At 68.5% G+C, this 22,467-nt stretch carries 23 protein-coding genes; 17 read left to right on the top strand and 6 right to left on the bottom strand.

Going from position 1 to position 22,467, the window contains the following annotated elements; translation table 11 throughout:
- Window position 1 precedes the first annotated feature (1 nt).
- From frdA to cobF, 5 genes are read left to right on the top strand one after another with little or no spacing between them, the layout of a single operon-like run.
- Window positions 2-1,744, top strand: coding sequence for a fumarate reductase (quinol) flavoprotein subunit (gene frdA, locus E0H92_RS28555; protein WP_131463410.1), 1,743 nt, complete (start codon window positions 2-4; stop codon window positions 1,742-1,744).
- A 2-nt stretch (window positions 1,745-1,746) separates the two neighbouring features.
- Complete coding sequence (locus tag E0H92_RS28550; protein WP_131463409.1) at window positions 1,747-2,496, top strand: succinate dehydrogenase/fumarate reductase iron-sulfur subunit; 750 nt, start codon at window positions 1,747-1,749, stop codon at window positions 2,494-2,496.
- Complete coding sequence (locus E0H92_RS28545) at window positions 2,493-2,873, top strand: succinate dehydrogenase/fumarate reductase transmembrane subunit (protein ID WP_131463408.1); 381 nt, start codon at window positions 2,493-2,495, stop codon at window positions 2,871-2,873. The genes E0H92_RS28550 and E0H92_RS28545 overlap by 4 nt, the downstream gene beginning before the upstream one ends.
- On the top strand, window positions 2,870-3,217 hold the full coding sequence (gene frdD / locus E0H92_RS28540) for a fumarate reductase subunit FrdD (RefSeq protein ID WP_131498457.1): 348 nt from the start codon (window positions 2,870-2,872) through the stop codon (window positions 3,215-3,217). Before E0H92_RS28545 ends, frdD begins: the two co-directional genes overlap by 4 nt.
- A gap of 15 nt (window positions 3,218-3,232) precedes the next feature.
- The gene (gene cobF, locus E0H92_RS28535; protein WP_131463406.1) at window positions 3,233-3,994 is read left to right on the top strand and encodes a precorrin-6A synthase (deacetylating); all 762 of its coding nucleotides are present in this window, start codon (window positions 3,233-3,235) and stop codon (window positions 3,992-3,994) included.
- Here the strand turns inward: cobF and E0H92_RS28530 are convergent.
- Window positions 3,957-5,096, bottom strand: coding sequence for an epoxide hydrolase family protein (locus tag E0H92_RS28530; protein ID WP_131498456.1), 1,140 nt, complete (start codon window positions 5,094-5,096; stop codon window positions 3,957-3,959). The two genes, cobF and E0H92_RS28530, sit on opposite strands and share 38 nt — an antisense overlap.
- 138 nt (window positions 5,097-5,234) lie before the next feature.
- On the opposite strand from E0H92_RS28530, the gene E0H92_RS28525 reads away from it, so the two are divergent.
- Window positions 5,235-6,791, top strand: coding sequence for a carboxylesterase/lipase family protein (locus E0H92_RS28525; protein WP_131498455.1), 1,557 nt, complete (start codon window positions 5,235-5,237; stop codon window positions 6,789-6,791).
- On the opposite strand, the gene E0H92_RS28520 is transcribed toward E0H92_RS28525, so the two are convergent.
- The gene (locus E0H92_RS28520) at window positions 6,733-7,365 is read right to left on the bottom strand and encodes a TMEM175 family protein (protein ID WP_131498454.1); all 633 of its coding nucleotides are present in this window, start codon (window positions 7,363-7,365) and stop codon (window positions 6,733-6,735) included. The genes E0H92_RS28525 and E0H92_RS28520 overlap by 59 nt on opposite strands.
- A 9-nt stretch (window positions 7,366-7,374) precedes the next feature.
- Window positions 7,375-8,778, bottom strand: coding sequence for an MFS transporter (locus E0H92_RS28515; RefSeq protein WP_238173643.1), 1,404 nt, complete (start codon window positions 8,776-8,778; stop codon window positions 7,375-7,377).
- 124 nt (window positions 8,779-8,902) lie between these two features.
- Between E0H92_RS28515 and E0H92_RS28510 the strand changes: the two genes are divergently transcribed.
- Entirely contained in the window at window positions 8,903-9,844 is a 942-nt protein-coding gene (locus E0H92_RS28510) for a phosphotransferase enzyme family protein (protein ID WP_165550082.1), read from the top strand.
- A gap of 1 nt (window position 9,845) precedes the next feature.
- On the opposite strand, the gene E0H92_RS28505 is transcribed toward E0H92_RS28510, so the two are convergent.
- Window positions 9,846-10,328, bottom strand: a complete 483-nt coding sequence (locus E0H92_RS28505) for a MarR family winged helix-turn-helix transcriptional regulator (protein WP_131463401.1) — start codon at window positions 10,326-10,328, stop codon at window positions 9,846-9,848.
- Between the two features lie 466 nt (window positions 10,329-10,794).
- Between E0H92_RS28505 and E0H92_RS28500 the strand changes: the two genes are divergently transcribed.
- The 8 genes from E0H92_RS28500 (at window position 10,795) to E0H92_RS28465 (ending at window position 17,900) form a co-directional block, all read left to right on the top strand.
- Window positions 10,795-11,907: an MFS transporter gene (locus E0H92_RS28500; RefSeq protein ID WP_238173642.1), complete on the top strand. Its 1,113-nt coding sequence runs from the start codon at window positions 10,795-10,797 to the stop codon at window positions 11,905-11,907.
- 10 nt (window positions 11,908-11,917) lie between these two features.
- Entirely contained in the window at window positions 11,918-13,012 is a 1,095-nt protein-coding gene (locus tag E0H92_RS28495) for a precorrin-3B synthase (RefSeq protein ID WP_238173641.1), read from the top strand.
- A complete protein-coding gene (locus E0H92_RS28490; RefSeq protein WP_131498451.1) occupies window positions 13,009-13,638 on the top strand; it encodes a precorrin-8X methylmutase in 630 nt (209 codons plus the stop codon). Before E0H92_RS28495 ends, E0H92_RS28490 begins: the two co-directional genes overlap by 4 nt.
- Window positions 13,635-15,161 (top strand): precorrin-3B C(17)-methyltransferase, encoded by a 1,527-nt coding sequence (locus E0H92_RS28485; protein ID WP_131498450.1) that lies wholly within the window; start codon window positions 13,635-13,637, stop codon window positions 15,159-15,161. The genes E0H92_RS28490 and E0H92_RS28485 overlap by 4 nt, the downstream gene beginning before the upstream one ends.
- Window positions 15,162-15,238: 77 nt before the next feature.
- Window positions 15,239-15,931, top strand: a complete 693-nt coding sequence (locus tag E0H92_RS28480) for a hypothetical protein (protein ID WP_131498449.1) — start codon at window positions 15,239-15,241, stop codon at window positions 15,929-15,931.
- 66 nt (window positions 15,932-15,997) lie between these two features.
- On the top strand, window positions 15,998-16,648 hold the full coding sequence (locus tag E0H92_RS28475) for a hypothetical protein (RefSeq protein WP_202873889.1): 651 nt from the start codon (window positions 15,998-16,000) through the stop codon (window positions 16,646-16,648).
- Between the two features lie 85 nt (window positions 16,649-16,733).
- Window positions 16,734-17,408 carry an SDR family NAD(P)-dependent oxidoreductase gene (locus E0H92_RS28470; RefSeq protein ID WP_238173640.1) on the top strand — a complete coding sequence of 225 codons (675 nt, stop codon included), beginning with the start codon at window positions 16,734-16,736 and terminating at the stop codon, window positions 17,406-17,408.
- A 9-nt stretch (window positions 17,409-17,417) separates the two neighbouring features.
- On the top strand, window positions 17,418-17,900 hold the full coding sequence (locus E0H92_RS28465; protein ID WP_131498447.1) for a 2,4'-dihydroxyacetophenone dioxygenase family protein: 483 nt from the start codon (window positions 17,418-17,420) through the stop codon (window positions 17,898-17,900).
- Here E0H92_RS28465 and E0H92_RS28460 read toward each other — a convergent pair.
- Window positions 17,876-18,760, bottom strand: a complete 885-nt coding sequence (locus E0H92_RS28460) for a LysR family transcriptional regulator (protein ID WP_131463395.1) — start codon at window positions 18,758-18,760, stop codon at window positions 17,876-17,878. The two genes, E0H92_RS28465 and E0H92_RS28460, sit on opposite strands and share 25 nt — an antisense overlap.
- A 53-nt stretch (window positions 18,761-18,813) precedes the next feature.
- Here E0H92_RS28460 and E0H92_RS28455 point away from each other — a divergent pair, with 53 nt between their 5' ends.
- Window positions 18,814-19,866 (top strand): FAD-dependent oxidoreductase, encoded by a 1,053-nt coding sequence (locus tag E0H92_RS28455; protein ID WP_131498446.1) that lies wholly within the window; start codon window positions 18,814-18,816, stop codon window positions 19,864-19,866.
- On the opposite strand, the gene E0H92_RS28450 is transcribed toward E0H92_RS28455, so the two are convergent.
- On the bottom strand, window positions 19,847-21,049 hold the full coding sequence (locus E0H92_RS28450) for an MFS transporter (protein WP_165550081.1): 1,203 nt from the start codon (window positions 21,047-21,049) through the stop codon (window positions 19,847-19,849). The two genes, E0H92_RS28455 and E0H92_RS28450, sit on opposite strands and share 20 nt — an antisense overlap.
- Before the next feature lie 236 nt (window positions 21,050-21,285).
- Here E0H92_RS28450 and E0H92_RS28445 point away from each other — a divergent pair, with 236 nt between their 5' ends.
- Window positions 21,286-22,458 carry a phospholipase D-like domain-containing protein gene (locus tag E0H92_RS28445; RefSeq protein WP_131498444.1) on the top strand — a complete coding sequence of 391 codons (1,173 nt, stop codon included), beginning with the start codon at window positions 21,286-21,288 and terminating at the stop codon, window positions 22,456-22,458.
- Window positions 22,459-22,467 lie beyond the last annotated feature (9 nt).

Below are 22,467 nucleotides of genomic sequence, written 5' to 3'. Positions count from 1 at the left end.
CATGGCGAGCTATCACGATGTGGTGGTGGTTGGAGGCGGCGGTGCCGGGTTGAGAGCTGCCATCGCGGTGGCCGAGACCAACCCGGCACTGCGCGTTGCGGTGATCTCGAAGGTCTACCCGATGCGCAGCCACACGGTGTCCGCCGAGGGCGGTGCCGCGGCGGTGGCCGGGGCTGACGACACGCAGGACGAGCACGCGTACGACACGGTGTCCGGCGGCGACTGGCTGTGTGACCAGGACGCCGTCGAGGCGTTCGTCGCCGAGGCCCCGCGGGAACTGCTCCGGCTGGAGCACTGGGGTTGCCCGTGGAGCCGGCAGCCGGACGGGAAGATCGCGGTCCGCGCGTTCGGCGGTATGAAGAAGAAGCGCACGTGGTTCGCGGCCGACCGGACCGGGTTCCACCTGCTGCACACGCTGTTCCAGACCGCGCTCTCCTACTCCGACATCGTCCGGTACGACGAGTGGTACGTCACCAAGATCCTGGTCGACGACGGACGCGCGTACGGCGTGGTCGCGATCGAACTGGCCACCGGGCGGGTCGAGACCATCACGGCGAACGCGGTGATCCTCTGCACCGGCGGCTGCGGCCGGGTGTTCCCGTTCACGACGAACGCCAACATCAAGACCGGCGACGGGATGGCGCTGGCCTATCGCGCCGGGGCGCCGCTCAAGGACATGGAGTTCGTCCAGTACCACCCGACCGGCCTGCCGTTCACCGGGATCCTGATCACCGAGGCGGCCCGGGCCGAAGGCGGATGGCTGCTCAACAAGGACGGCTACCGCTACCTGCAGGACTACGACCTCGGTACGCCGACGCCGGAACCCGTGCTGCGCAACATGGAACTCGGGCCACGCGACCGGCTGTCGCAGGCGTTCGTCCACGAGATGGAGAAGGGCCGCACGATCGATACGCCGTACGGACCGGTCGTGAACCTGGATCTGCGGCACCTGGGGGCGAAGCTGATCGACGCCAAGCTGCCGTTCGTCCGGGAGCTGTGCTCGAAGTACCAGAACATCGATCCGGTGCGCGAGCTCGTCCCGGTGCGCCCGGTCGTGCACTACATGATGGGCGGCGTCCACACGGACCTTCGCGGCGCCACTCCGCTCGACGGCCTGTACGCCGCCGGTGAGGTGGCCTGCGTCAGCATCAACGGCGCCAACCGGCTGGGGTCGAACTCGTTGCCGGAGTGCCTGGTGTTCGGCAACCGGGCCGGCCGCGCCGCCGCGGTCTTCGCGGGTCGCTACCACCGCGATGTGCCGTCGTCGATCCTCGCGCAGGGCCGGGACGAGGAGCGCCGGCTGGCGGCGGAGCTGGGCCGGCGCGTCGAGGGACACCAGCGGATCGCGGACATCCGGACCGAGATGCAGGCGACGATGGAGAACGGCGCCGGGATCTACCGCGACGGCGACTCGCTGACCAAGGCCGCGCACGAACTTGCGGAGCTGCGGCTGCGCTTCCAGCACGCGGGGATCGACGATCACAGCACGGACTTCAACACCGAGCTGATCGCGTGGCTCGAACTCGGATTCATGCTGGATGTCGCCGAGTGCATCATCGACAGCGCGGTGCTGCGGGAGGAGTCGCGCGGCGCGCACCAGCGGACCGACTTCCCGGCCCGCGACGACGAGCAGTTCCTGGCGCATTCGCTGGTACGACGCCAACCGGACGGATCCAGCCGCGTCGGGTACCTGCCGGTGACACTCACTCGCTGGCCGCCGGGCGAACGCGTGTACGGGAGGTAGTGATGGCAGACGAGATCACCCTCGAGGTCGCACGCTTCCGGCCCGGGGTCGACACGGAGCCTGTCATGCAGTCGTACCAGGTCCCGCTGCGGGAGCACTGGGCGATCCTGGACGGCCTCACCTACGTGAAGGACCACCTGGACGGGACCCTGTCGTTCCGCTGGTCGTGCCGGATGGGGATCTGCGGCAGTTGCGGGATGACGGTGAACGGCGAACCCCAGTTGAGTTGCGCGACCTTCCTCACCGACTACGCCCCCGGCCCGATCCGGGTCGAGCCGCTGCACAACTTCCCGGTCGTCCGCGACCTGGTGGTGGACATCGACGACTTCATGACCAAGCTGCCGAAGGTCACGCCGTGGTTGGTCCGGGAGGTGCACAGTCCGGTCGAGGACGGCGAGTACCTGCAGACGCCGGAGGAACTGGACGAGTACCAGCAGTACAGCATGTGCATCAACTGCATGCTCTGTTACTCGGCCTGCCCGGTGTACAGCCTCGAACCGGATTTCCTCGGCCCGGCGGCGATCGCGCTCGCGCAGCGGTACAACCTGGACTCTCGCGACGAGGGCGCCGACGAGCGTCGCGCCGTACTGTCGTCGCCGGAAGGGATCTGGGCCTGCACGTTCGTGGGTGAGTGCAGCGCGGTGTGCCCGAAGGGTGTGGATCCGGCCGGGGCGATCCAGCGCTACAAGCTGACGGCCGCGACGGAATCGATCAAGGAACTGTTGATGCCGCGTTCTCGGGGCAAGCGGTGAGCGTCTACCAGCGGCCGATCCACCTGCTCTGGTGGCTTGAGCGCCGTGCGTACGTGCTGTTCGTACTGCGTGAGCTGAGCAGCGTGTTCGTCGCGTGGTTCGTGGTGTTCCTGCTGTTGCTGGTGAACGCGATCAGCGACGGCGCCGCGTCGTATCAGCGCTTCGTCGACTGGAGCGGCCAGTGGTGGGTGGTCGCGATCAACGTGATCGCGATGCTGTTCGTGCTGCTGCACGTGGTGACGTGGTTCGGGCTGGCGCCGCGGGCGATGGCGATCAAGGTCCGCGGCCGCCGGGTGCCGGCGGGGCAGGTCGTTGCCGCGCACTACCTGGCCTGGCTGGTGCTGTCGGCCGTCGTCGCGTGGCTGGTGCTGCGATGAACCGCCGCTCACCCGAACCGTTCCTCTGGATGCTGTTCAGCTCCGGTGGCATGGTGGCCGCGCTGATGGTGCCGATCCTGCTGTTCCTGTTCGGTCTCGCGATCCCGCTCGACCTGTGGTCACCTTCACACGCCCACCTGCTCGCCGTACTGCGGAATCCGCTCACCCGTCTGGTGCTGTTCGGCCTGTGCGCGCTCGCGCTGTTCCACTGGGCGCACCGCTTCCGCTACACCCTGTACGACGGCCTGCAGCTCAAGCGGTACGCCGTACCGATCGTGGTCCTGTGCTACGGCGGCGCCGTTGTGGGATCCGTCATCGCGGCCGGACTGCTGCTGACCGTCTGACATAGGCTGCCGCGCATGCGGGAGATTGTGGTGGTCGGGGTCGGTGCGGGTGATCCGGAGCAGGTGACGATGCAGGCTGTGTCGGCGCTGAACCGGGTCGACGTGTTCTTCGTGCTGGACAAGGGCGAGGTCAAGCAGGAACTGGTGGATCTGCGGTCGGAGATCCTGCGTCGGTACGCGACGTCGAAGGAGTACCGGGTCGTCGTCGGGCGGGACCCGGAGCGGGACCGTACGACGCCGGCGTACGTCGAGGCCGTCGACGACTGGCGGCGGCGCCGGGCCGATGTGTGCGCGGACCTGATCGCGACCGAGCTGGGCGAGGACCAGGTGGGGGCGTTCCTGGTGTGGGGCGACCCGTCGCTGTACGACAGCACGCTGGCGATCCTGGACGACATCCTGGCGCGGGGCTCGTTGGAGTTCGCGGTTGAGGTGATTCCCGGGATCAGCAGCGTGTCGACGCTCGCCGCACGGCACCGGGTCGGACTGAACCAGGTCGGGCGCCCGATCCAGATCACCACCGGCCGGAGGCTCGCGCGCGAATGGCCGGCCGGCGTGGACGACGTCGTGGTGATGCTCGACGCCCAGACCGCGTTCACCGAGCACCTCGACCAGGACGCCGACATCTACTGGGGCGCCTACCTCGGCACACCGGACGAGCTCCTGATCTCCGGCCCGCTCCGAGAGGTCGCCCCCGAAATCGAGAAGGTCCGCGCCGAGGCCCGCGACAGGAAGGGCTGGATCATGGACACCTATTTGCTGAGACGACACGGCTCTTGAAGAACTTCTGGATGTCGGTGATCAGTAGGTCCGGTGACTGCGTCGCGGCGAAGTGGCCGGGCCGGTCGTAGACGTTCCAGGAGACCAGGTTCTGGTGATCGCGGTGGACGAACCGGCGGACCGGCTTGGTGTCCTCGCTGAACTGCGCGAGCGCCAGCGGTACGGTCGTCGGCGCGGTCGGAGCGTCCTGCTGGGCGAACTCGTAGTAGATCCGCATCGCCGAGGCGACGGTTCCGGTGAGCCAGTGGATCATCACGTTGGTCAGGATGAAATCGGGGTCCAGGCCGCCGCGGTAGATCAGGCAGTGCCACCCGAGGAGCCCGACCGGTGAGTCCGCCAGCGCGTGCGCGAGCGATTGCGGCTGCTGAGTCTGAAGTACGCCGTACGCACTCATGCTCTCCTCGAACTGGCGCTCATTGGCCAGCGCGGCCTCTTCGTCCTCGGTGAGATCGTCCAGTTCACCCGGCTCACCGGTGGGGCCGGTGAAGATCTGGGTCACGTGGATACCGACGACGCGCTCCGGGGCGAGTCTGCCGAGTTCGAGGGAGACGAACGACCCCCAGTCGTTGCCGGCGACGCAGAAGCGGTCGTAGCCGAGCCGCGTCATCAGCTCCGCCCAGGCCGCGGCGATGCGGCGCGGTCCCCAGCCGCGCTCCGTCGTCGGACCGGAGAAGCCGAATCCTGGCAACGAGGGGATGACCAGGTGAAAGGCCGTCGCCGGGTCGCCGCCGTGCGCGCGGGGGTCCGTCAACGGACCGATCACGTCGACCCACTCCGCGATCGATCCAGGCCAGCCGTGCGTCAGGATCAGCGGCGCCGCGTCCGGCTCCGGTGAGCGCACGTGCAGGAAATGGATGCGCTGTCCGTCGATCTCGGTCGTGAACTGCGGATAGCGGTTCAGCTTCGCCTCCCAGGCGCGCCAGTCGTAGGCGGTCCGCCAGTGGGCGACGAGGTCCCGGACATAGCCGAGCGGTACGCCGTAGCCCCAGCCCGCGTCCGGCAGCTCCTCCGTGAACCGCGCCCGGTCCAGCCGATACCGAAGGTCGTCGAGCTCGTGCTGCGGAACGTCGATGCGGAACGGAGTGATGGCTTGCGAGTTCATCGCCGGATCTCCTCGGTGTCGTGGTCGATTCACAACAATGTCGGAGCCGCCCGCGGATCCTTGCCATAGACCAAAGTCTGATTGCTTCTGGCCACCGGACCGAAGTCGGGCCGGCGTGGTGTGGGTGACGCTCCAGGCATGAAAAAGAGACTGTTGGCGATGATGGCGGCCGTGGTGGCTCCGGCTGGGTTGCTGGTGGCGTTCGCCGGGCCTGGTGAGGCCGCGGAACCTGGCGTCGTGCGGACCGATAAAGGGCTGGTGGCCAGTGAGACCGTTGGGGATGCACTGGTGTACGACGGGATTCCGTACGCCGCTCCCCCGGTGGGCGCGTTGCGGTGGAAGGCGCCGCAGCCGGCGCGGCCGTGGACCGGCGTACGGGCGTCCAAGACGGGCAGCGTGTGCGCGCAGCAGGCGAACTCCGAGGCGCCGGACGGGTCCACCGCCGAGGACTGCCTCTATCTGAACGTGACGACTCCCGCCAAGCCGTCCACGAAACCACGGGCCGTCGTGGTGTGGATCCCCGGCGGCGGGTTCTTCTCCGGCGCCGGCAGCAGCTACGAGGCGTCGAAGTTTGCGGCTCGCGGTGACGTGGTCGTTGTCACGGTCAACTACCGCCTCGGCATCTTCGGCTTCTTCGGGTACCCGGGCCTGCCGGGCTCGGGCACGTTCGGCCTGCAGGACCAGCAGGCCGCACTGCGCTGGGTGCAGCGCAACGCCGGCGGGTTCGGCGGCGACCCGCGCAACGTCACGGTGGCGGGTGAGTCCGCCGGTGGGATGAGCGTGTGCGCCCAGCTGACCTCTCCGACCTCCACAGGCCTGTTCGCGAAGGCGATCATGCAGAGTGGCTCGTGCGCCTTCAACTGGGCCGACAACAGCCAGTACCCGGGCCAGACCGCTGACTCGCCCTGGATCCCGGTCAGCCGGGTACAGGCGACCGGCAAGGAGTGGGCCGACAGCAAGCACTGCACGACGCTCGAGTGCCTGCGCGGTCTGAAGGCCGACGTACTGGTGGACGACCTGCTCCAGTTCACGCAGATCGGGTACGGCGGGAGTCCCGTCGTACCGTTCAGCCCGGCGAAGGCGATGAAGGCTGGACTGTTCCACCGGGTGCCGATCATCTCCGGCAACAACCACGACGAGGCGAACGGCTGGCTGGCCGCGTTCGGAGACATCAAGGACTACCCGGCGCTGGTGAGGAACATGGTCGGCGCGCAGAAGGCACCTCAGGTACTGCGGCAGTACCCGCAGTCGCGCTACGAGTCGCCGGCCGCGGCGTGGGGTGCTGTGACGACGGACCGGATCTGGTCGTGCACACAGGTCGCGACGGATCAGCAGGCGGCGCGCAAGGTGCCGGTGTACGCGTACGAGTTCGCTGACAAGCACTCACCGATCGCTGCACCCGGGCTGGGCGCCGCACACGCCACGGAACTCCCGTACCTGTTCCGGCTGGGTGGGTACGACTTCCCGATGTCGGAGACGCAGCAGCAGCTGTCGAACCAGATGATCGACTACTGGACGGCGTTCGCGCGGACCGGCAACCCGAACGGACCGGACCGGCCGCACTGGTCGCCCACCGGCGCCAAGGCCGTCAACGGGCTCTCACTCGCGCCGACGGACCAGGGCGGCATCCAGCGCGTCAATCTGACTGCTGAGCACCAGTGCGGATTCTGGAGCGGCCTTTCCACACCCGCATGAAGATCGGCGACAACAGCAGCAGGAGCATCGCGTAGAAGTTCACTCCTGGCACCAGCGACGCCAGGAGGAAGGCGAGCAAGGTCAATCCGGTCAGCAGCAACGAGCTCACCAGCTCCCGCTTGCCGACCGGATTGTCCGGGCTCTCCAGCTCCTTGTGACCATGGACCATCCACGTGAGCGCGGACTGGCAGATGCTGAGCGCCAGGATCGTGCCCGTGTACAGGCCGGCGGTGAACCGGTCGCTGTCGAAGGCGCCGATGATCTCGGTCGGGAACGGCAGTACGACGATCGTGAGCAACCAGAGCAGGTTCAGCCGCATCATGGCGGTGGTGTACGCGCGGACGTGCTCGAACACCCGGTGGTGGCCCAGCCAGAAGCTCGCGATCACCACGAAGCTCAGCAGGAACGTGAAGATCTCCTGGCGGTGCTCAGTGATCACGCTGACCGCGTCGCCGCCGTCCGCCTGTACCTCGGGTACGAGGTCGACGAGCGGGAGCACGAGCAACGTGATGGCGATCGCGACCACCGCGTCGGTGAACAGGATCAGGCGGTCGGGGTCTCTCGACGTACTCACGGCGGAAGACTAGCGCTCCGTCCGGAGCAGGCTGACCGACAGCAAGAGGGCTGCTAGTACGAAACCGGCCGCTGCGAGCCACGCGGCGCCGTAGCCGTCGCGTAGTGCCAGCAGGTCGCCCGCACCCTGCGTGAGGCGGCTGGTGGTCGTTGATGCGGCCAGGGTGGCCAGTACGGCGGTTCCGACGGCTGCACCGGCCTGCTGGGCGGTGTTGTTGAGTCCTGAGGCCAGTCCGGCGTCGCCGGCGTCAGCACCGGACATGGCCAGCATGATCGAGGCTGGGATGGCCACACCGATACCGGCACCCATTACCGCCAGCACAGGGCCGACGTTGACGACGTACGAGCCGTCCACTGGTGCACGGCTGATCCAGAGCAGTGCCAGCAGGAAGACGCCCAGCCCGGCGATCAGCATCTTGCGTGGGCCGAAGCGGACGGTGAGACGTGGTGCGAGTGACAGGGACATCAGCCCGTTCATGAGCGGCGCGGGCAGGAACGCTAGGCCGGTGGTGAGCGAGTCGTAGCCGAGTACTCGCTGCACGTACAGGGCGGTGGTGAACTGGAAGCCGAAACCGGCTGCGAAGAGCAGGACGACCACACCGTTGGCCACGGTGAGTTGCCGGCGACGGAAGATGCGCAGGGCAAGCAACGGGTTCTTGATCCGCGCCTGGCGTACGACGAAGGCGGCCAGCAGCAGGAGCGACGCAACGGCCAGCACCACCGTGCGAGTCAGTGTCGCCTGTGGTTCTGCGGTTTGGACGATCGTGTAGACGCCCAGCGAGAGTCCTGCGGTCACCAGTACGGCACCCAGGACGTCAGCACCGTTGGCGAGGCCGAGACCTGGCTGGCGCGCAAGGAGACGTACGGCGAACGCCAGCGAGACCGCACCGATCGGGACGTTGATCAGGAACGCCCAGTGCCAGCCGATGGTCTGCGTGATCACACCACCGAAGATGAGGCCGATCGACGCACCACTGGCAGCCGTGAAGCTGTAGACGCCCATGGCGCGCGCCTGCTCGCCCGGAGCCGGGTAGAGGCTCACGATCATGCCGAGGATCACCGCCGAGGCCAGCGCCCCGCCAACCCCCTGCAGGAACCTGCCGACGATCAGGACCTCGGCACTGCCCGCCACCCCGCACAACAACGACGCCGCGGTGAAGAGCCCGAGCCCCGCGACGAAGACTCGCTTGCTCCCGATCAGATCCCCGATCCGCCCCGCCAGCAGAAGCAGCCCGGCGAACGCGATCAGGTACGAGTTCATCACCCACGCCAGCCCCGCCTGCGAGAATCCCAGCTCCGCCTGGATCGTCGGCAACGCGACCGTCACCACAGTCCCGTCCAAGATGATCATCAGCTGCATCACGCACAGCACCACCAACGCCTTGGCCCGCCCACGCGCCGCATCCACCTTCACCGGCTTCTCCTCAGGTCATCGATTGAAAAGACCATAGCAGATAGTTCTATAACAGACGATCTTCTATCGGATGAACAGCGAAAACGACCTGCCTGCGCTCGGGTTCGCGGCTAGGGTCGTCGGGATGAGAACCGAGCCGGCGGAGATCTCGCGCGACCTGGTGGCCGGGATCCTCAAGGAACATTGGGGTTTCCGGCCTGCGGAGGTCACCTACGCACCCGTGGGGTTCGGCAGTCACCATTGGATTGCCTCCGACACGGACGGACCGCGCTGGTTCGTGACCGCGGACCGGGTCGGCCCGCAGATCGAGGCGGCCATGCGAACTGCCAAGGAACTGGCGGACCGTGGCCACGAGTTCGTCGTGGCGCCGTTGGCCGATCTGGACGGTCGGCTGGTGCGCGAACTACTGACCGGGTGGACAGTGTCGGTCCTGCCGTACCTGCACGGGTGGAGCACTCCGGACGGCGCCTGGGACGACCCGGCCGAGCGGGAGCAGATCGCTCGGATCGTCGGTCGGCTCCACGCGACGACGGCACCAGAGTCCTTGCAGCGCTGGGACTTCGCCGTACCGGACAGGGACGCGCTCCTAGCGGCGCTCGAGGACCTCAAGCGGCCGTGGTCGGCAGGGCCGTACTCCGAGCCCGCCCGACTGCGGCTGGCCGGGGCGCACGCCTACGTGCACAGCATGCTGGACCACTACGACGCTTTGGCGCGCGAGGTCGACGCGTCGGACGAGCCCTGGGTCGTGACGCACGGCGAGCCGCACAGCGCGAACGTACTGCGCACCGCCGACGGCGCCATGCGCCTCGTCGACTGGGAGACCGTGCGCCTCGCGCCCCGCGAACGCGACCTGAAGGCGGTCCTCGGCGGGCCGACCGACGTACTCCCGGCGTACCAGTCGGAGGCCGGCCCGGTCAGCCCGCGGGCCGCGGCGCTGGAGCTGTTCGACGTCTGGTGGTCGGTGGCCGAGATCGCGTCCTACATCCGCCTGTTCCGCGAGCCGCATGTCGAGTCCGAGGACAGCAAAGAGTCCTGGCGGGAGCTGACGGAGTACCTGCCCGGATAGTTCAGCTCGCGCGTTGGCGGGAGCGGCGTACCGGCTGGGCGGTGGTTGGGGTGGCAAGGGGTCCGTCTACCAGGGTGGTGATGGAGTCCACGAAGGTCTTGCGGTGCTGGGCGGTGAGGGCTTCGAGGGCGTCGGCGTGGACGCGGTCGACGATCTTCTGACCGTCGGCGGCGATCTTGGCGCCCGACTCGGTGACGGCAATGATGCGGGCGCGGCGGTCGGTCGCGGAGGGACGGCGTTCGGCGTACCCGGCCTTCTCGAGGGCGTCGACGGTGACCACCATCGTGGTCTTGTCCATGTAGGCCAGCTCCGCGATCTGGATCTGCGTACGCTCGGCCTCGAGCGCGTGCCGCAGTACGCACTGCATCCGCAGCGTCAGCCCGATCTCCGCCAGCGCCGCGGACAACTGGGTCTCCAGGACGTGACCGGCGTGCGTGAGATACCCGGTGAGGTCAGGGACAGTACGTTCCGGAAGCTGCGCCATACCTCCGAGACTAGCTCGAATCATCCGCCCAAAGATCATCCCGAGCCGGATCATTCGCCGCAGGCACCTGTGGCCGATCGAGTCGCGGGTTTCGGCGACCAAACGCAGCCTCGATCCACGACCCGCCGCACCGGGGACGGGCCAAACGCCACGACTCGGCGTGCAGTCCGAATGGTGGCAGCGCGGCTCCTCGGCGGGCTGCGTGATCTGCAGCTCGACAGGTAGAGCACCAGCGAGACGCTGTACGCACGGACACATCCACGCTCAGGTGCACTACCCGTCCACCCAAGACATCCTGTCGAGCTGCAGAACACACCATCGCGGAAAGACGACGGCTTGCTGCCTGTCGAGCGCGGTGTCGTGAAATCGCGAGTCGGTTGGTGGGGCGGGGAGTTGCCTGGGGGTTATGACTGTTCTGACAACCCGGACTGCTCCGCGAGCTCTTCAGTGGCTTGGGGTTGGTGCGGTGACGCTGGGGATCTTCGTGATCGTCACCACCGAGATCCTCCCGATCGGGCTGCTCAGCCCGATCGGCGCCGACTTCGCCCTTACGCCGGGCCGCACCGGCTGGCTGATGACGATGCCCGGTCTGGTCGCCGCTGTCGCCGCACCTGTCGTCACGCTTGCGACAGCCCGGCTGGACCGACGCCTGATGCTCTGTGTACTCATGACCCTGCTGGCCATCGCGGGCTTCCTCGCGGCCGCCGCACCGGTCTTCTGGCTCGAGCTGGTTGCCCGCTTCCTGGTCGGCCTGACGATTGGCGGCTTCTGGTCCATCGGCGCCGGTCTCGCCGGACGACTCGTCCCGGAGCGCTGGGCGCCGCGGGCGACGGCCGTCATCTTCTCCGCAGTCCCCCTCGGCTCGGTGCTCGGCGTACCAGCAGGCACGTTCGTCGGTGAGCTCACCGGCTGGCGTACGTCGTTCGCAGCGCTCGGCGTACTCGCCCTGCTGGCACTGGTCGCACTACGCGCCACCGTGTCGCCACTGCCGCCGTTACAGGTCACCCACGCCGCAGTACTCCGCAAGGCCTTCCGCAGCAGTCGGACCGCTCTCGTCGTGACCTGTCTGATCGTCACGGCCCACTTTGCGACCTACACCTACGTCACGCCGTTCCTGCGCGAAGTGGTGCGCCCGGAGCTCATCGGCCTGTTCCTGCTCGTCTACGGCGCCGCAGGTCTGATCGGCAACGTGGTCGCCGGCCTGTGGGCAGCTCGCAATCTCCGCACGACCTTCACCACCTGCGCCGCACTCATTGCCGCAGCGACGCTCCTCATGCCAGTGGCCGGCCGCAGTACGGCGGGAGCGCTGCTGCTCCTCGTGGTCTGGGGGCTCGGGTACGGCGGCGTACCGGTCTGCTCCATGACGATGTTCGCGCAGGCTGTGCCCGAGTCGCGGGAGGCGGCGACCGTGTGGTTCACCTCCTCGTTCCAGGCGGTGTTGTCGGCTGGGGCGCTACTCGGTGGGCTCGTGGTGGACGCGTGGTCGGTGCAGGTGGCGATGGTGGCCGGCGGCGGGTGTGCGGTGGTGGCGGTCGGGTTCCTGCTGTGGGGCAGAACACACCAGGTTCCGGGGACGTAGCATCACGGCTGTGGCGAGGACAAACGTCGATCGATGCCCCGGTGTGCTGGCAGTGCACCAGGCGGCTGACGGCGGTCTCGCACGCGTCCGAGTCCCCGGTGGACGGCTGACGACACCACAGCTCGACGTACTGCGTCTCGCGGCCGCTGAACTGGGTGACGGGCGGCTGGAGCTCACGTCGCGGGGCAACGTACAAATCCGTGGACTGCGGTCAGACGGGCCGGAGGAGCTGTCGGATCGGCTGTTCGCGGCCGGTCTGCTGCCGTCGATCGCGCATGAGCGTGTGCGGAACATCCTGGCGTCACCACTCTCCGGTCTGGACCAGCTGTCGCGGTACGACGTACTTCCGGTCGCCAGTGCGCTGGACCGCGCGTTGTGCGACCGGCCTGGGCTGGCTGACCTGCCGGGACGGTTCCTGTTCGCGTTGGACGATGGGCGTGGGGATCTGTCCGAGCTGGCGGCAGATGTGGCGGTGCGAGCGCTGGATGAGCGGACCGCGTTGTTGAGCCTTGGGAGCCTTGGCGTGCGGGTGGAGTGGGGCGTGGTGCCGGAGCTGATGGTGGCTGCGGCGGAGGCGTTCCTGGAGGTACGCGATCAGGAGTGGCGGATCGCTGAGGTCGCTCGGGGTGAGGAGTTGATCCTGGAGCGGCTTGGGTTGCGGGCGACTGAGGTGCTGCCGGTTGAGACGGCGCGGGTGGTTGCTGGTGTGCATGGGGCGGCGCTGGTTGTCACCGTTCCGCTGGGGAGTTTGACGCAGGAGCAGGCGGCTGCGTTGGTGCGGGCGGGTGATGAGGTTCGGATCACGCCGTGGCGGTCTGTCGTGGTTCCTGCGGCGGCCAGCGGGTTGGAGGAGGTCGGGCTGGTCACCACTCCTGGGTCGGTCTGGGAGGGTGTGACGGCCTGCGCCGGTCAGCCGGGGTGTGCCAAGGCACAAGCCGACGTCCGAACTGACGCAACTACCCACCTGACCACGGGGCGGGTTGTTGGGCGGGGGCGGCGGGTGCATTGGTCGGGGTGTGAGCGGCGGTGCGGCAAGCCCGCCGGTGCGTTTGTGGATGTTCTTGCGGTGGGCAACGGTTATCTGGTGGACGGGGAACGGGTGTGAGTTACGAGTACGAGCGGGACGGCGCGGAGATCTACCGGCGGTCGTTCGCGACGATCCGGGCCGAGGCGGCGCTCGACGGGCTGCCGGCCGACGTGGCGCAGGTCGCCGTACGGATGATTCACGCGTGCGGGATGACCGACCTGGTCGGTGACCTCGCCTGGTCGCCGAACGTGGTGAAGAACGCCCGTACCGCGCTCCAGAACGGTGCGCCGATCCTCTGCGACGCGCAGATGGTCGCTGCCGGTATCACCCGGCGACGGCTTCCGGCAGACAACGAGGTGATCTGCACGCTGCAGGACCCGCGGACCGTGGAGCTCGCCGAGCAACTCGCCACAACTCGAAGCGCTGCCGCCGTGGATCTGTGGTTCGACCGGCTCGAAGGGGCGGTGGTGGCGATCGGGAATGCGCCGACCACGCTGTTCCGCTTGCTGGAGGTGATCGCGGGTGGTGGGCCGCGCCCGGCTGCGGTGCTGGGTATCCCGGTCGGGTTCATCGGGGCGGCGGAGTCCAAGGAAGCCCTGGCGGCCAACGCGCTCGGGCTGGAGTACTTGGTGGTCAGAGGACGACGTGGCGGAAGCGCGATCACCGCAGCCGCCGTCAACGCGATTGCGAGTGAGACAGAGTGACAGGTCGGTTGTGGGGTGTGGGGCTTGGCCCGGGGGACTCGGAGCTTGTGACTGTGAAGGCGGCTCGGTTGATTGGGGCTGCTGACGTGGTCGCGTTTCACAGTGCGCGGCACGGGCGGAGCATTGCGCGGTCGGTGGCCGCGCCGTACCTGACGCCTGGGCAGCTCGAGGAGCACCTCGTCTACCCGCTCACCACCGAGACGACAGACCACCCGGGTGGTTATCAGGGCGCGATGGACGACTTCTACGCCGACTGCGCCGCCCGGCTCGCGGCGCATCTCGACGCCGGCCGGGACGTCGTCGTCCTCGCGGAGGGCGATCCGCTGTTCTACGGCTCGTACATGCACATGCACAAACGCCTCGCGGACAGGTACCCGTGCGAGGTGGTCCCCGGCGTCACCTCGGTCAGCGCCGCAGCCGCCGTACTCGGTCGCCCGCTGTGTGAGCGCGACGAGATCCTCACGGTCCTCCCCGGCACCCTTCCCCCCGACGTACTCGCAGACCGCCTCCGGTCCACAGACGCGGCCGCGGTGATGAAGCTCGGCCGCACCTTCGCCGGAGTCCGCGAGGCCTTCGAGCTCGCGGGGCGCGCCGACGAGGCCTGGTACGTCGAACGCGCGACCACCGACGCCCAGCGCACAGCCCCGCTCAACGAGGTCGATCCGGACGAGGTCCCGTACTTCTCCCTCGCCCTGCTCCCGAGCCCCATCAACAACACGTTCGCCGCCCCGGTCACCAAGACCGCCGCCGAGGGCTCCGTCACCGTCGTCGGCCTCGGTCCGGCCGGTCCGGAGTGGATGACGCCGGAGGTGCGCGCCGCGATCGCCGGTGCGGACGACGTGATCGGCTACACGACGTACGTCGATCGCCTGCCGGACCGGGCCCGTCAGCGCAAGCACGGCTCGGACAACCGCGTCGAGTCGGAGCGGGCCGCGTTCGCACTCGACCTGGCTCGCAAGGGCTCCAGGGTGGTTGTGGTCTCGTCCGGTGACCCAGGTGTGTTCGCCATGGCCAGTGCGGTCACAGAGATCGCAGCGGAGCCGGAGTACGCCGACATCGCCGTAAAGGTGCTGCCGGGCATGACAGCCGCGCAGGCGGTCGCCAGCCGGGTCGGGGCGCCGCTGGGGCACGACTACTGCGTGTTGTCACTGTCGGACCGGCTCAAGCCGTGGGACGTCATCGCCCAGCGCCTGACCGCGGCAGCGCAGGCAGACCTGGCAATCGCGATCTATAACCCCGCCTCCAGGTCCCGTACCTGGCAGGTGGAGGCGACCCGGGACCTGCTGCTGGAGCACCGCTCCCCCGGTACGCCGGTAGTGGTCGGACGGGACGTCGGCGGGCCCGAGGAGTCGATCACTGTCACGACACTGGCGGAACTGGATCCTCAAACGGTTGACATGCGGTGCCTGCTCCTGGTCGGCTCGTCACAGACGCGCACTGTGCCCCGCCCGGCCGGCTCGCTGGTGTTCACTCCGCGCCGATACCCGGCGACGGTGAGTGAAGGCATCCCAGGAGTCGGTTAAATCAGCGCTCCGGCTGTGTCAGGCGCAGTGCGGACGGGTAGGGACCGCCCCGAAGCCGACCTGAGGAGCCAGCGGAGATGAGTCAGCAGTACCCCGGCGACACCGCCACGATCACCACGCCCGCCGGCGACGCCAGCACCCAGAAGTACGAGGAGGCGCGCGCGGCCGCCAGCCGGGCGATGAGCACGATCTCGATCCCCCAGGAGCAGCCGCTGCGGACACCGCCGGCGGCGGCCGAGGCGGAGGTCGACCCGGACCTGCTGTCGTACCGCGGGTTCAAGTTCGGCGCGGCGTTCTTCGGGTGGCTGATCGCGATCTCGATGTCGGTGCTGCTGATGGCCGCCGTGTCGGCCGCTGCGCTCGGCACCGCCGAAATCCTGGACTACACCACCAGTGACGCGAAGGCTCAGCCCGGCGCGGCCTCGCTCACCGCGGCAGGTGTCACGATCTTCATGCTGACGCTGGCGTTCTACATCGGCGGGTACGTCGCCGGCCGGCTGGCGCGGTTCGACGGCGGACGGCAGGGCTTCGGCGTCTGGATGATCGCCGTGCTCGTCGGAGCGATCGCCGCCGGCGCCGGCTGGGTGCTGGACAGCCAGTACAGCCTGCTCGACGAGGTCAACCGGCCGGACGTGGCGCTCAGCGACAACACCGTTCTTCTCGGCAGCATCGCCGCCGGAGCCACCCTGCTCATCCTCACGCTGCTGTTCGCGATCATCGGCGGCAAGTCCGGCCGGCGCTACCACGACCGCATCGATCAGCTGCTCTGAGTAATCGCTGGGTTTCTTAGCGGGTACCGGGGAGGTACACGGGGCTTGTCCGGTGAGGAGAAGCTGATGACCCAGCAACATGAGGAAGAAACCCGCATCGATCGGGTCGGTCCGTCCGATATGTACGAGGACGATCGAACCGCCACGACCAGCCGGCACCGGGCGCACATCGACCCGTCACCGGCGGCCGAGGTCGACCCGTCGTACCGCGGCTTCAAAGGTGGTTCCGCGTTCTTCGGCTGGCTGGTCGCGGTCGGGCTGATCGCGCTGCTGACCGGCATCGTCGGCGCCATCGCGGCAGCCGTCGACTACGCGATCACCTTCGACTGGAACGACGCCACCGGCAGCGCCGACACGGCAAGCACGATCGGGATCGCCTCGGGCGCGATCCTGCTGCTGATCCTGGCGATCGCCTACTACAACGGCGGGTACGTCGCCGGCCGTCTCGCCCGCTTCGACGGTGCCCGGCAGGGGTTCGGGGTCTGGCTGATCGGTGTCGTCGTGACCGCGGCCGTCGCCGGGATCGCCGCCCTGGCCGGCTCGCAGTACGACGTACTGAACCGGGTCGAGCTGCCGTCGGTGCCGATCGCCGATGCGACGCTGACGACCGGTGGGCTCGTCGCCCTGGTCGCCGCCGTGGTGATCACGCTGATCGCGGCCCTGATCGGCGGCAAGGCGGGGCAGCGCTACCACCGGCGCATCGACCTGAGCGCCTGACCGGGCACCCGGACGGCGGATCGGTGCGATCCGCCGTCCGGGTGATGGTTGCCGGGACCTGCCCGCGTCGAGCACGATGCCGGGCATGACACGGACCGCGCTGGTCGTCGGAGGAACGAGCGGGATCGGTGCGGCCGCGGTACGGCGACTCGCCGCCGACGGACTGCACGTCGTCGCGGCCGGCCTCGGCGCAGGCCCCGCTCAGGTCGAGCTGGATCTGCGCGTCGACGGCTCGGTGGAGGCGCTGATCCGGTCGCTCGGGCAGCTCGACGTACTGGTCAACGCGGCCGGCGTCATCCGGCGAGGTGACGAGCACCGGCCGGACGTCTTCCGGGACGTCGTGGAGATCAACCTGACCGGCGCGATGCGGGCCGCCGAGGCCGCGCACGATCTGCTCGCGGCCAGTAACGGCTGCATCGTCAACGTGGCGTCGATGCTGAGCTACTTCGGCGGGCCGCTGGTTCCGGCGTACAGCGCGTCCAAAGGCGGGATCGTGCAGCTGACCAAGTCGCTGGCGGTCGCGTGGGCCGCGGACGGGATCCGGGTGAACGCGGTCGCGCCCGGCTGGATCGCCACCGAACTGACCGCCGCGCTGCGGTCCGATCCGGCCGCCTCCGACCGGATCCTCTCCCGGACCCCGATGGCCCGCTGGGGCACGCCCGACGAGGTCGCCGGCGTGATCGCGTTCCTGACCGGCCCGGACGCGGGCTTCGTCACCGGCGCCGTCGTACCCGTCGACGGCGGCTACCTGAGCATGTAGGAGAACTGGATGATTCCGATATCGGCAGGTGTCCCGGCGGAGATCGCGGTCCAGGCGGTTCCCGACGACGAGCGGCTCTGGGTGCCGCAGGCCCCGGACGTGTGGTTCCGGCCGCTGATGCTGAACACGATCACCGGCCAGTGGTGCAACCTGCTCAAGGTCACCCGCGCCGGCATCGTGTCCCGGCACCGCCATCCGAGCGCGGTCTTCGGCTACGTCATCAAGGGCAAGTGGCAGTACGACGAACACGACTGGGTCGCCGACGCGGGTTCGTTCGTGTACGAACCGCCCGGGGAGATCCACACGCTCCGCGTCCCGGAGGAGTGCACCGAGATGATCACCTTCTTCAACATCTCCGGCGCGATGATCTACGTCGACGAGGCCGGCAACCAGACCGGCTACGAGGACACGTTCACCAAGATCCAGCTCTGCCGGGACCACTACGGCGCGAACGGCCTCGGCGCCGACTACGTGGACCAGTTCATCCGCTGAAGCACCTCGATGACCTGCAGCAGTGCCGGGGACGGCGGATGGTCGCGCCGGGTGAAGAGGGCGACCTGACGTTCGACACCGGCATCGTCGATGGGGACCAGACGGACGCCGTCGAGGTTGGCGGTGGTGACGGCCAGTTCATTGGTGACGCCTACGCCGAGCCCGTGGCGGACCAGTGACAGCAGGGTCTGCGGCTGGTTGGTGCGGAACGCGGACTCCGGGTTGAGGCCCTTCGACGCGAACGCCAGGTGGGACTCGAACTGCCGCGGGCCGTCGCTCTCACCGATCGAGATCAAGGGCAGCTCGGCCAACTGGTGCAAGGTGACGGATTGGCCGGTTGCGAGTGGGTGGTTCTCGGGGAAGACCGCGGTGAGGGGCTCGCGCCAGAGGATCTCGTGGGTCAGCGACTCGTCCGCGACGAGCGGGTGCACCGGTCGAATGGCTAGGTCGATGTCACCACGGACCAACGCGGCCTCCAGATCCACGCTCGGCCCCTCGATCAGGAGCAGTCGGATGGTGTCTGGCAGGCGTCGTACGACCTGGGGGAACAGCCACGCCGCGGCACTCGGGTAGGCGCCGAAACGGACGGCTCCCCCGGCGGACAGGTTCTGCACGCGGCGCAGGATCTCCTCGGCCTGCAGGAGCAGCGCGCGGCCCTCGGGCGTGAGGCGCGGCGGGTGCGCCGTACGGTCGAACAGCTGTACGTCGAGCGCGCGTTCGAGCTCCGCGACGTGCTCGCTGATCCGGGACTGGCCCCGGTACACCGCCTTCGCGGCGGCCGAGAACCCGCCGTACCGCGCGACCGCGGCGAAACTGACGAACCAGTCCATCTTCACGCCGTACATCGCGCCGAGATCCATGGTCGTCCACGGTAGCCGGGAAGACACCGACCGGGTCCGGCGTTGCTCCTGGTGTGCTGGACGTAGCGGTGATCGGAGCGGGGCAGGCCGGCCTGTCGGCGGCGTACCACCTGGTGCGGATGGGATTCACGCCGTACGACGAGGTTGTCGTGCTGGACCGGAACCCGGAACCAGGTGGCGCGTGGCAGCACCGCTGGGACTCGTTGACGATGCACGACGTCCACGGGATCGCGAACCTGCCCGGCGTACCGGTGCCGTCCAGTGCCGGCGCGGAACGAGCCAACGAGTTCGTGCCGGCGTACTTCGCGGACTACGAGAAGCAGTTCAGCCTGCCGGTGCTCCGGCCGGTTGCGGTCGAGAGCGTCCGTGCGGTGGACGACGGGTTCGAGCTCGAGACGTCCAACGGCGGGTACCGCGCGGCGTCGATCGTGAACGCGACCGGGACGTGGGACCGGCCCTTCATCCCGTGGTACCCGGGGATCGAGACGTTCCAGGGGCGTCAGCTGCACACCGCCGACTACCGCGGTGCTGCCGTGTTGGCCGGGCAGCAGGTCCTGGTTGTCGGCGGCGGAGCGTCAGCCGTGCAACTGCTCGCGGAGATCTCCGCGGTTGCGAACACCACGTGGGTGACGCGTCGGCCGCCGGAGTGGCGTACCGACGAGGACTTCACGCCCGAGTACGGCCGCCAGGTCGTAGCACGCGTCGAGGAACGCGTCCGCGCCGGTCTGCCGCCGCGGAGCGTCGTGAGCGTCACCGGACTGCACCTGCGACCACAGGAACAGGCCGCGGCGGACCGCGGCGTCTACACCCGCCTGCCGATGTTCTCGCGCATCACACCGGACGGTGTCGAGTGGGCCGACGGGAGCAGCCTGCACGTCGACACCATCCTGTGGGCGACCGGCTTCCGGGCCGACCTCGCTCACCTCGCTCCGCTGCACCTCCGTGAGCCCTCCGGCGGTGTCCGGATGAACGGCACCGCCACAGTCGTCGACCCCCGCATTCACCTCGTCGGCTACGGTCCGTCGGCCAGCACCATCGGCGCCAACCGCGCCGGATTCACCGCCGCCCGCGCACTACGCGACCTGCTCAAACCGCTGGCTGCATAACGGGTTCTGGCTCTCGCACCACGACAGGTACGAACATCCCGGCGACCAGGAAGACGCCTGCCGTCAGCAACCATCCCGGCCAGCCCCACGACACCGCGACCGTCGTGATGAGCAGCGGTGCCGCGAGGTCACCGATCTGGTGCCCCATCGCATAGGCGCCTTGGTACTGCCCCTGGGCGCCAGGTGGCGCCAACTCGAAGCTGATCCCCCACCCGCCCGCGGACTGCAGCATCTCCCCCAGGACATGCGCGAGCGCCGCCGCGATCAGCAGACCGATCGTCACCGCACCGGACGTCGCATCGCTCAGCGCCAGCACCAGACAGGTGATCGCCAACAGCACCCCGGCACGTCGACCGGCCCGGGCCGCCCCGCCGAGGCGCTCGGTGCCACGTGAGATCCGTACCTGCAGCAGGATCACCGCGGCGGAGTTGAGCACCAGCAGCACGGAGATCATCCACCGCGGCGCATCCGTCGCGGTCGCCACCCACAGCGGGATACCGATCTGCGCGAGCGCACCATGCATGCTCAGTACGCCGTCCAGCCCGACGAACACCAGGAACCGGCGGTCCCGCACCGCGGTCAGCCCCGACGGCCCCGCCGCGGCAGGCACCCGCGCGACGGCCGGCATCCCGAACCGCACCAGCCCGGCCGTCACCACGTACGTCGCCGCGTTCGCCAGCAGCGCTACGACGTACACCTCGCGGCGGTCGACCGCGAGGACCACACCCGCGGCTGCCATCCCCACGGCCATGCCGATGTTCGTGACGACTCGGAGGATGGCGCGCGTCCGGACCCGCTGATCGGCCGCAGCGACACCGGCGATCAACGCACCCTTCGCACCCCGCTGCCCCGAGTCTGCGATCGCGGTCACCGCCGCGACAGCGACGTACCAGCCGAACGACCGCACCTGGGTCAACGCGGTCATGGTGACGGCCTGGAGCAACAGGAACCCGACGTACGCCCGGTTCGGCCCCAGCCGGTCGGCGACCACACCAAGCGGCGTACTCGCAACCAGCCCGACCAGCGCGGCAATCGTCAGCCCCACACCAACATGACCAACCGACAGCCCCACGGCCCGCGTCAGGTAGAGCGCCCCGACCGCCGCGTAGACGCCGTTCCCGAGAGTGTTGACGAGTGTCGCGGCGATCAGCCGTCTGACAGCAGGCGAAAGAGATGAGGTCACAGCTGCCCATCCAACAAGCGCTTCCCCGGCACCGCCGGTGGACTGCGGACTTCTGTCAGTCCATTGATCCTGCCGGAACACCGAGGTCCTGCCGGATCATCGCGTCGCGACCTGTCACCGGCACATCGTAGGTGCTTCTTCCGGTCAAACTGCCGGGTTCCCTTCCTGGTGCCGTCCCCGGGGTAGCTGTTTGCCTTGTCGCAGCCACAGTGGATCGTCTAGACGGAGGAACGTCCATGAAACTCCCCTGGAAACGCGCGGTGATCGGAGTCTCGGCCGCGATCGCTGCCCTGACGACACCTCTGATCGCCCCGTCCACGGCCGCGGTTGCCTACACACCGCAGCCCGGACCGATCGGCCAGCACCCGACCGCCACCGGGGCCCAGTCGAGCCCGATCCGCCGCGCCATCCTCGACAACATCGCGCACACACCGGCGCAGCAGACGATCCGGGCGGTGACCTGGAACCTCAACGACCAGGGGGTCACCACCGCGCTGATCAATGCACACCGGCGCGGGGTTCACGTGCAGGTACTGGTGTGGGACCGCAACTGCGGCAGTGGGACAGTCCACCTGCGTGCCGTCCTGGGGGTCGCCGGCGACGCGAGCTTCTTCAGGTGCATCAAGAACTCCGCCCGCGGGCCGGAGGGCAAGGGGCAGTTGCACCAGAAGTCGTTCACGTTCTCCCGGACCGGTACCGCGAGCCATGTCTCGCTCGTCACGTCGTACAACCCGACGGACGACGCGAACAAGAACCAGTACAACGTCGCGTTCCAGTTCGTGAACAACCAGACCATGCACGACGACCTGAAAGCGCTGTTCCAGCAGCAGATGACCGACAGCCCCCGCGCGGCGCGGTGCCAGACCGCCACGCCCAACGACGGCAGGCTCTTCCAGCACTTCTTCAACGGCGGGTACGGCGTGATGGCCTACCCGCTGGACTGCATCGCCGAGGATCCCGTGATCACCCGGCTGCGGACGATCCCGAACCCCGACCAGGCGGTGATCCGGGTCGCGACCTCGGGCTTCACCAACGAGCGGGCCCGGCGGATCGCGCAGGAACTGGTGCGGCTGCGTAAGGCGGGTGCCTGGGTGAAGGTCATGCACACTGCCGGTGCGGGACCGGTCGTACGGAGCACTCTCGACCAGGGCGGTGTCACCCGGCTGGACACGCAGACCTGTGGCGGCGCGCCGGCGAACGACATCAGTTTCAACCATTCGAAGATGCTGCTGGTGAGCTACGTGTCGGCCGGCCAGCGGACGTACCGCAGCTGGCTCGGGTCGGACAACATGGCCGACAGTTCGATCAACTCCGACGAACTCATGGTCCAGGTTCCTCAGCAGGCGCACTACCAGGCCCTTACGGACTTCTTCGACTTCACCTGGAAGCGCGAAGCCGCCCAGTGCTGAGCCGCCTTC

It is taken from the genome of Kribbella speibonae (assembly GCF_004331375.1).
Lineage (GTDB): Bacteria > Actinomycetota > Actinomycetes > Propionibacteriales > Kribbellaceae > Kribbella > Kribbella sindirgiensis.
The sequence above is the reverse complement of the archived record's forward strand: the minus strand, read 5'-3'. Positions and strand labels throughout refer to the sequence as shown.

Coding starts and splice junctions, on each gene's coding strand:
- frdA (WP_131463410.1), top strand. CDS start 2: ATGGCGAGCTATCACGATGTGGTGGTGGTTGGAGGCGGCGGTGCCGGG.
- E0H92_RS28550 (WP_131463409.1), top strand. CDS start 1,747: ATGGCAGACGAGATCACCCTCGAGGTCGCACGCTTCCGGCCCGGGGTC.
- frdD (WP_131498457.1), top strand. CDS start 2,870: ATGAACCGCCGCTCACCCGAACCGTTCCTCTGGATGCTGTTCAGCTCC.
- cobF (WP_131463406.1), top strand. CDS start 3,233: ATGCGGGAGATTGTGGTGGTCGGGGTCGGTGCGGGTGATCCGGAGCAG.
- E0H92_RS28530 (WP_131498456.1), bottom strand. CDS start 5,096: ATGAACTCGCAAGCCATCACTCCGTTCCGCATCGACGTTCCGCAGCAC.
- E0H92_RS28525 (WP_131498455.1), top strand. CDS start 5,235: ATGAAAAAGAGACTGTTGGCGATGATGGCGGCCGTGGTGGCTCCGGCT.
- E0H92_RS28510 (WP_165550082.1), top strand. CDS start 8,903: ATGAGAACCGAGCCGGCGGAGATCTCGCGCGACCTGGTGGCCGGGATC.
- E0H92_RS28505 (WP_131463401.1), bottom strand. CDS start 10,328: ATGGCGCAGCTTCCGGAACGTACTGTCCCTGACCTCACCGGGTATCTC.
- E0H92_RS28480 (WP_131498449.1), top strand. CDS start 15,239: ATGAGTCAGCAGTACCCCGGCGACACCGCCACGATCACCACGCCCGCC.
- E0H92_RS28475 (WP_202873889.1), top strand. CDS start 15,998: ATGACCCAGCAACATGAGGAAGAAACCCGCATCGATCGGGTCGGTCCG.
- E0H92_RS28470 (WP_238173640.1), top strand. CDS start 16,734: ATGACACGGACCGCGCTGGTCGTCGGAGGAACGAGCGGGATCGGTGCG.
- E0H92_RS28465 (WP_131498447.1), top strand. CDS start 17,418: ATGATTCCGATATCGGCAGGTGTCCCGGCGGAGATCGCGGTCCAGGCG.
- E0H92_RS28460 (WP_131463395.1), bottom strand. CDS start 18,760: ATGGATCTCGGCGCGATGTACGGCGTGAAGATGGACTGGTTCGTCAGT.
- E0H92_RS28445 (WP_131498444.1), top strand. CDS start 21,286: ATGAAACTCCCCTGGAAACGCGCGGTGATCGGAGTCTCGGCCGCGATC.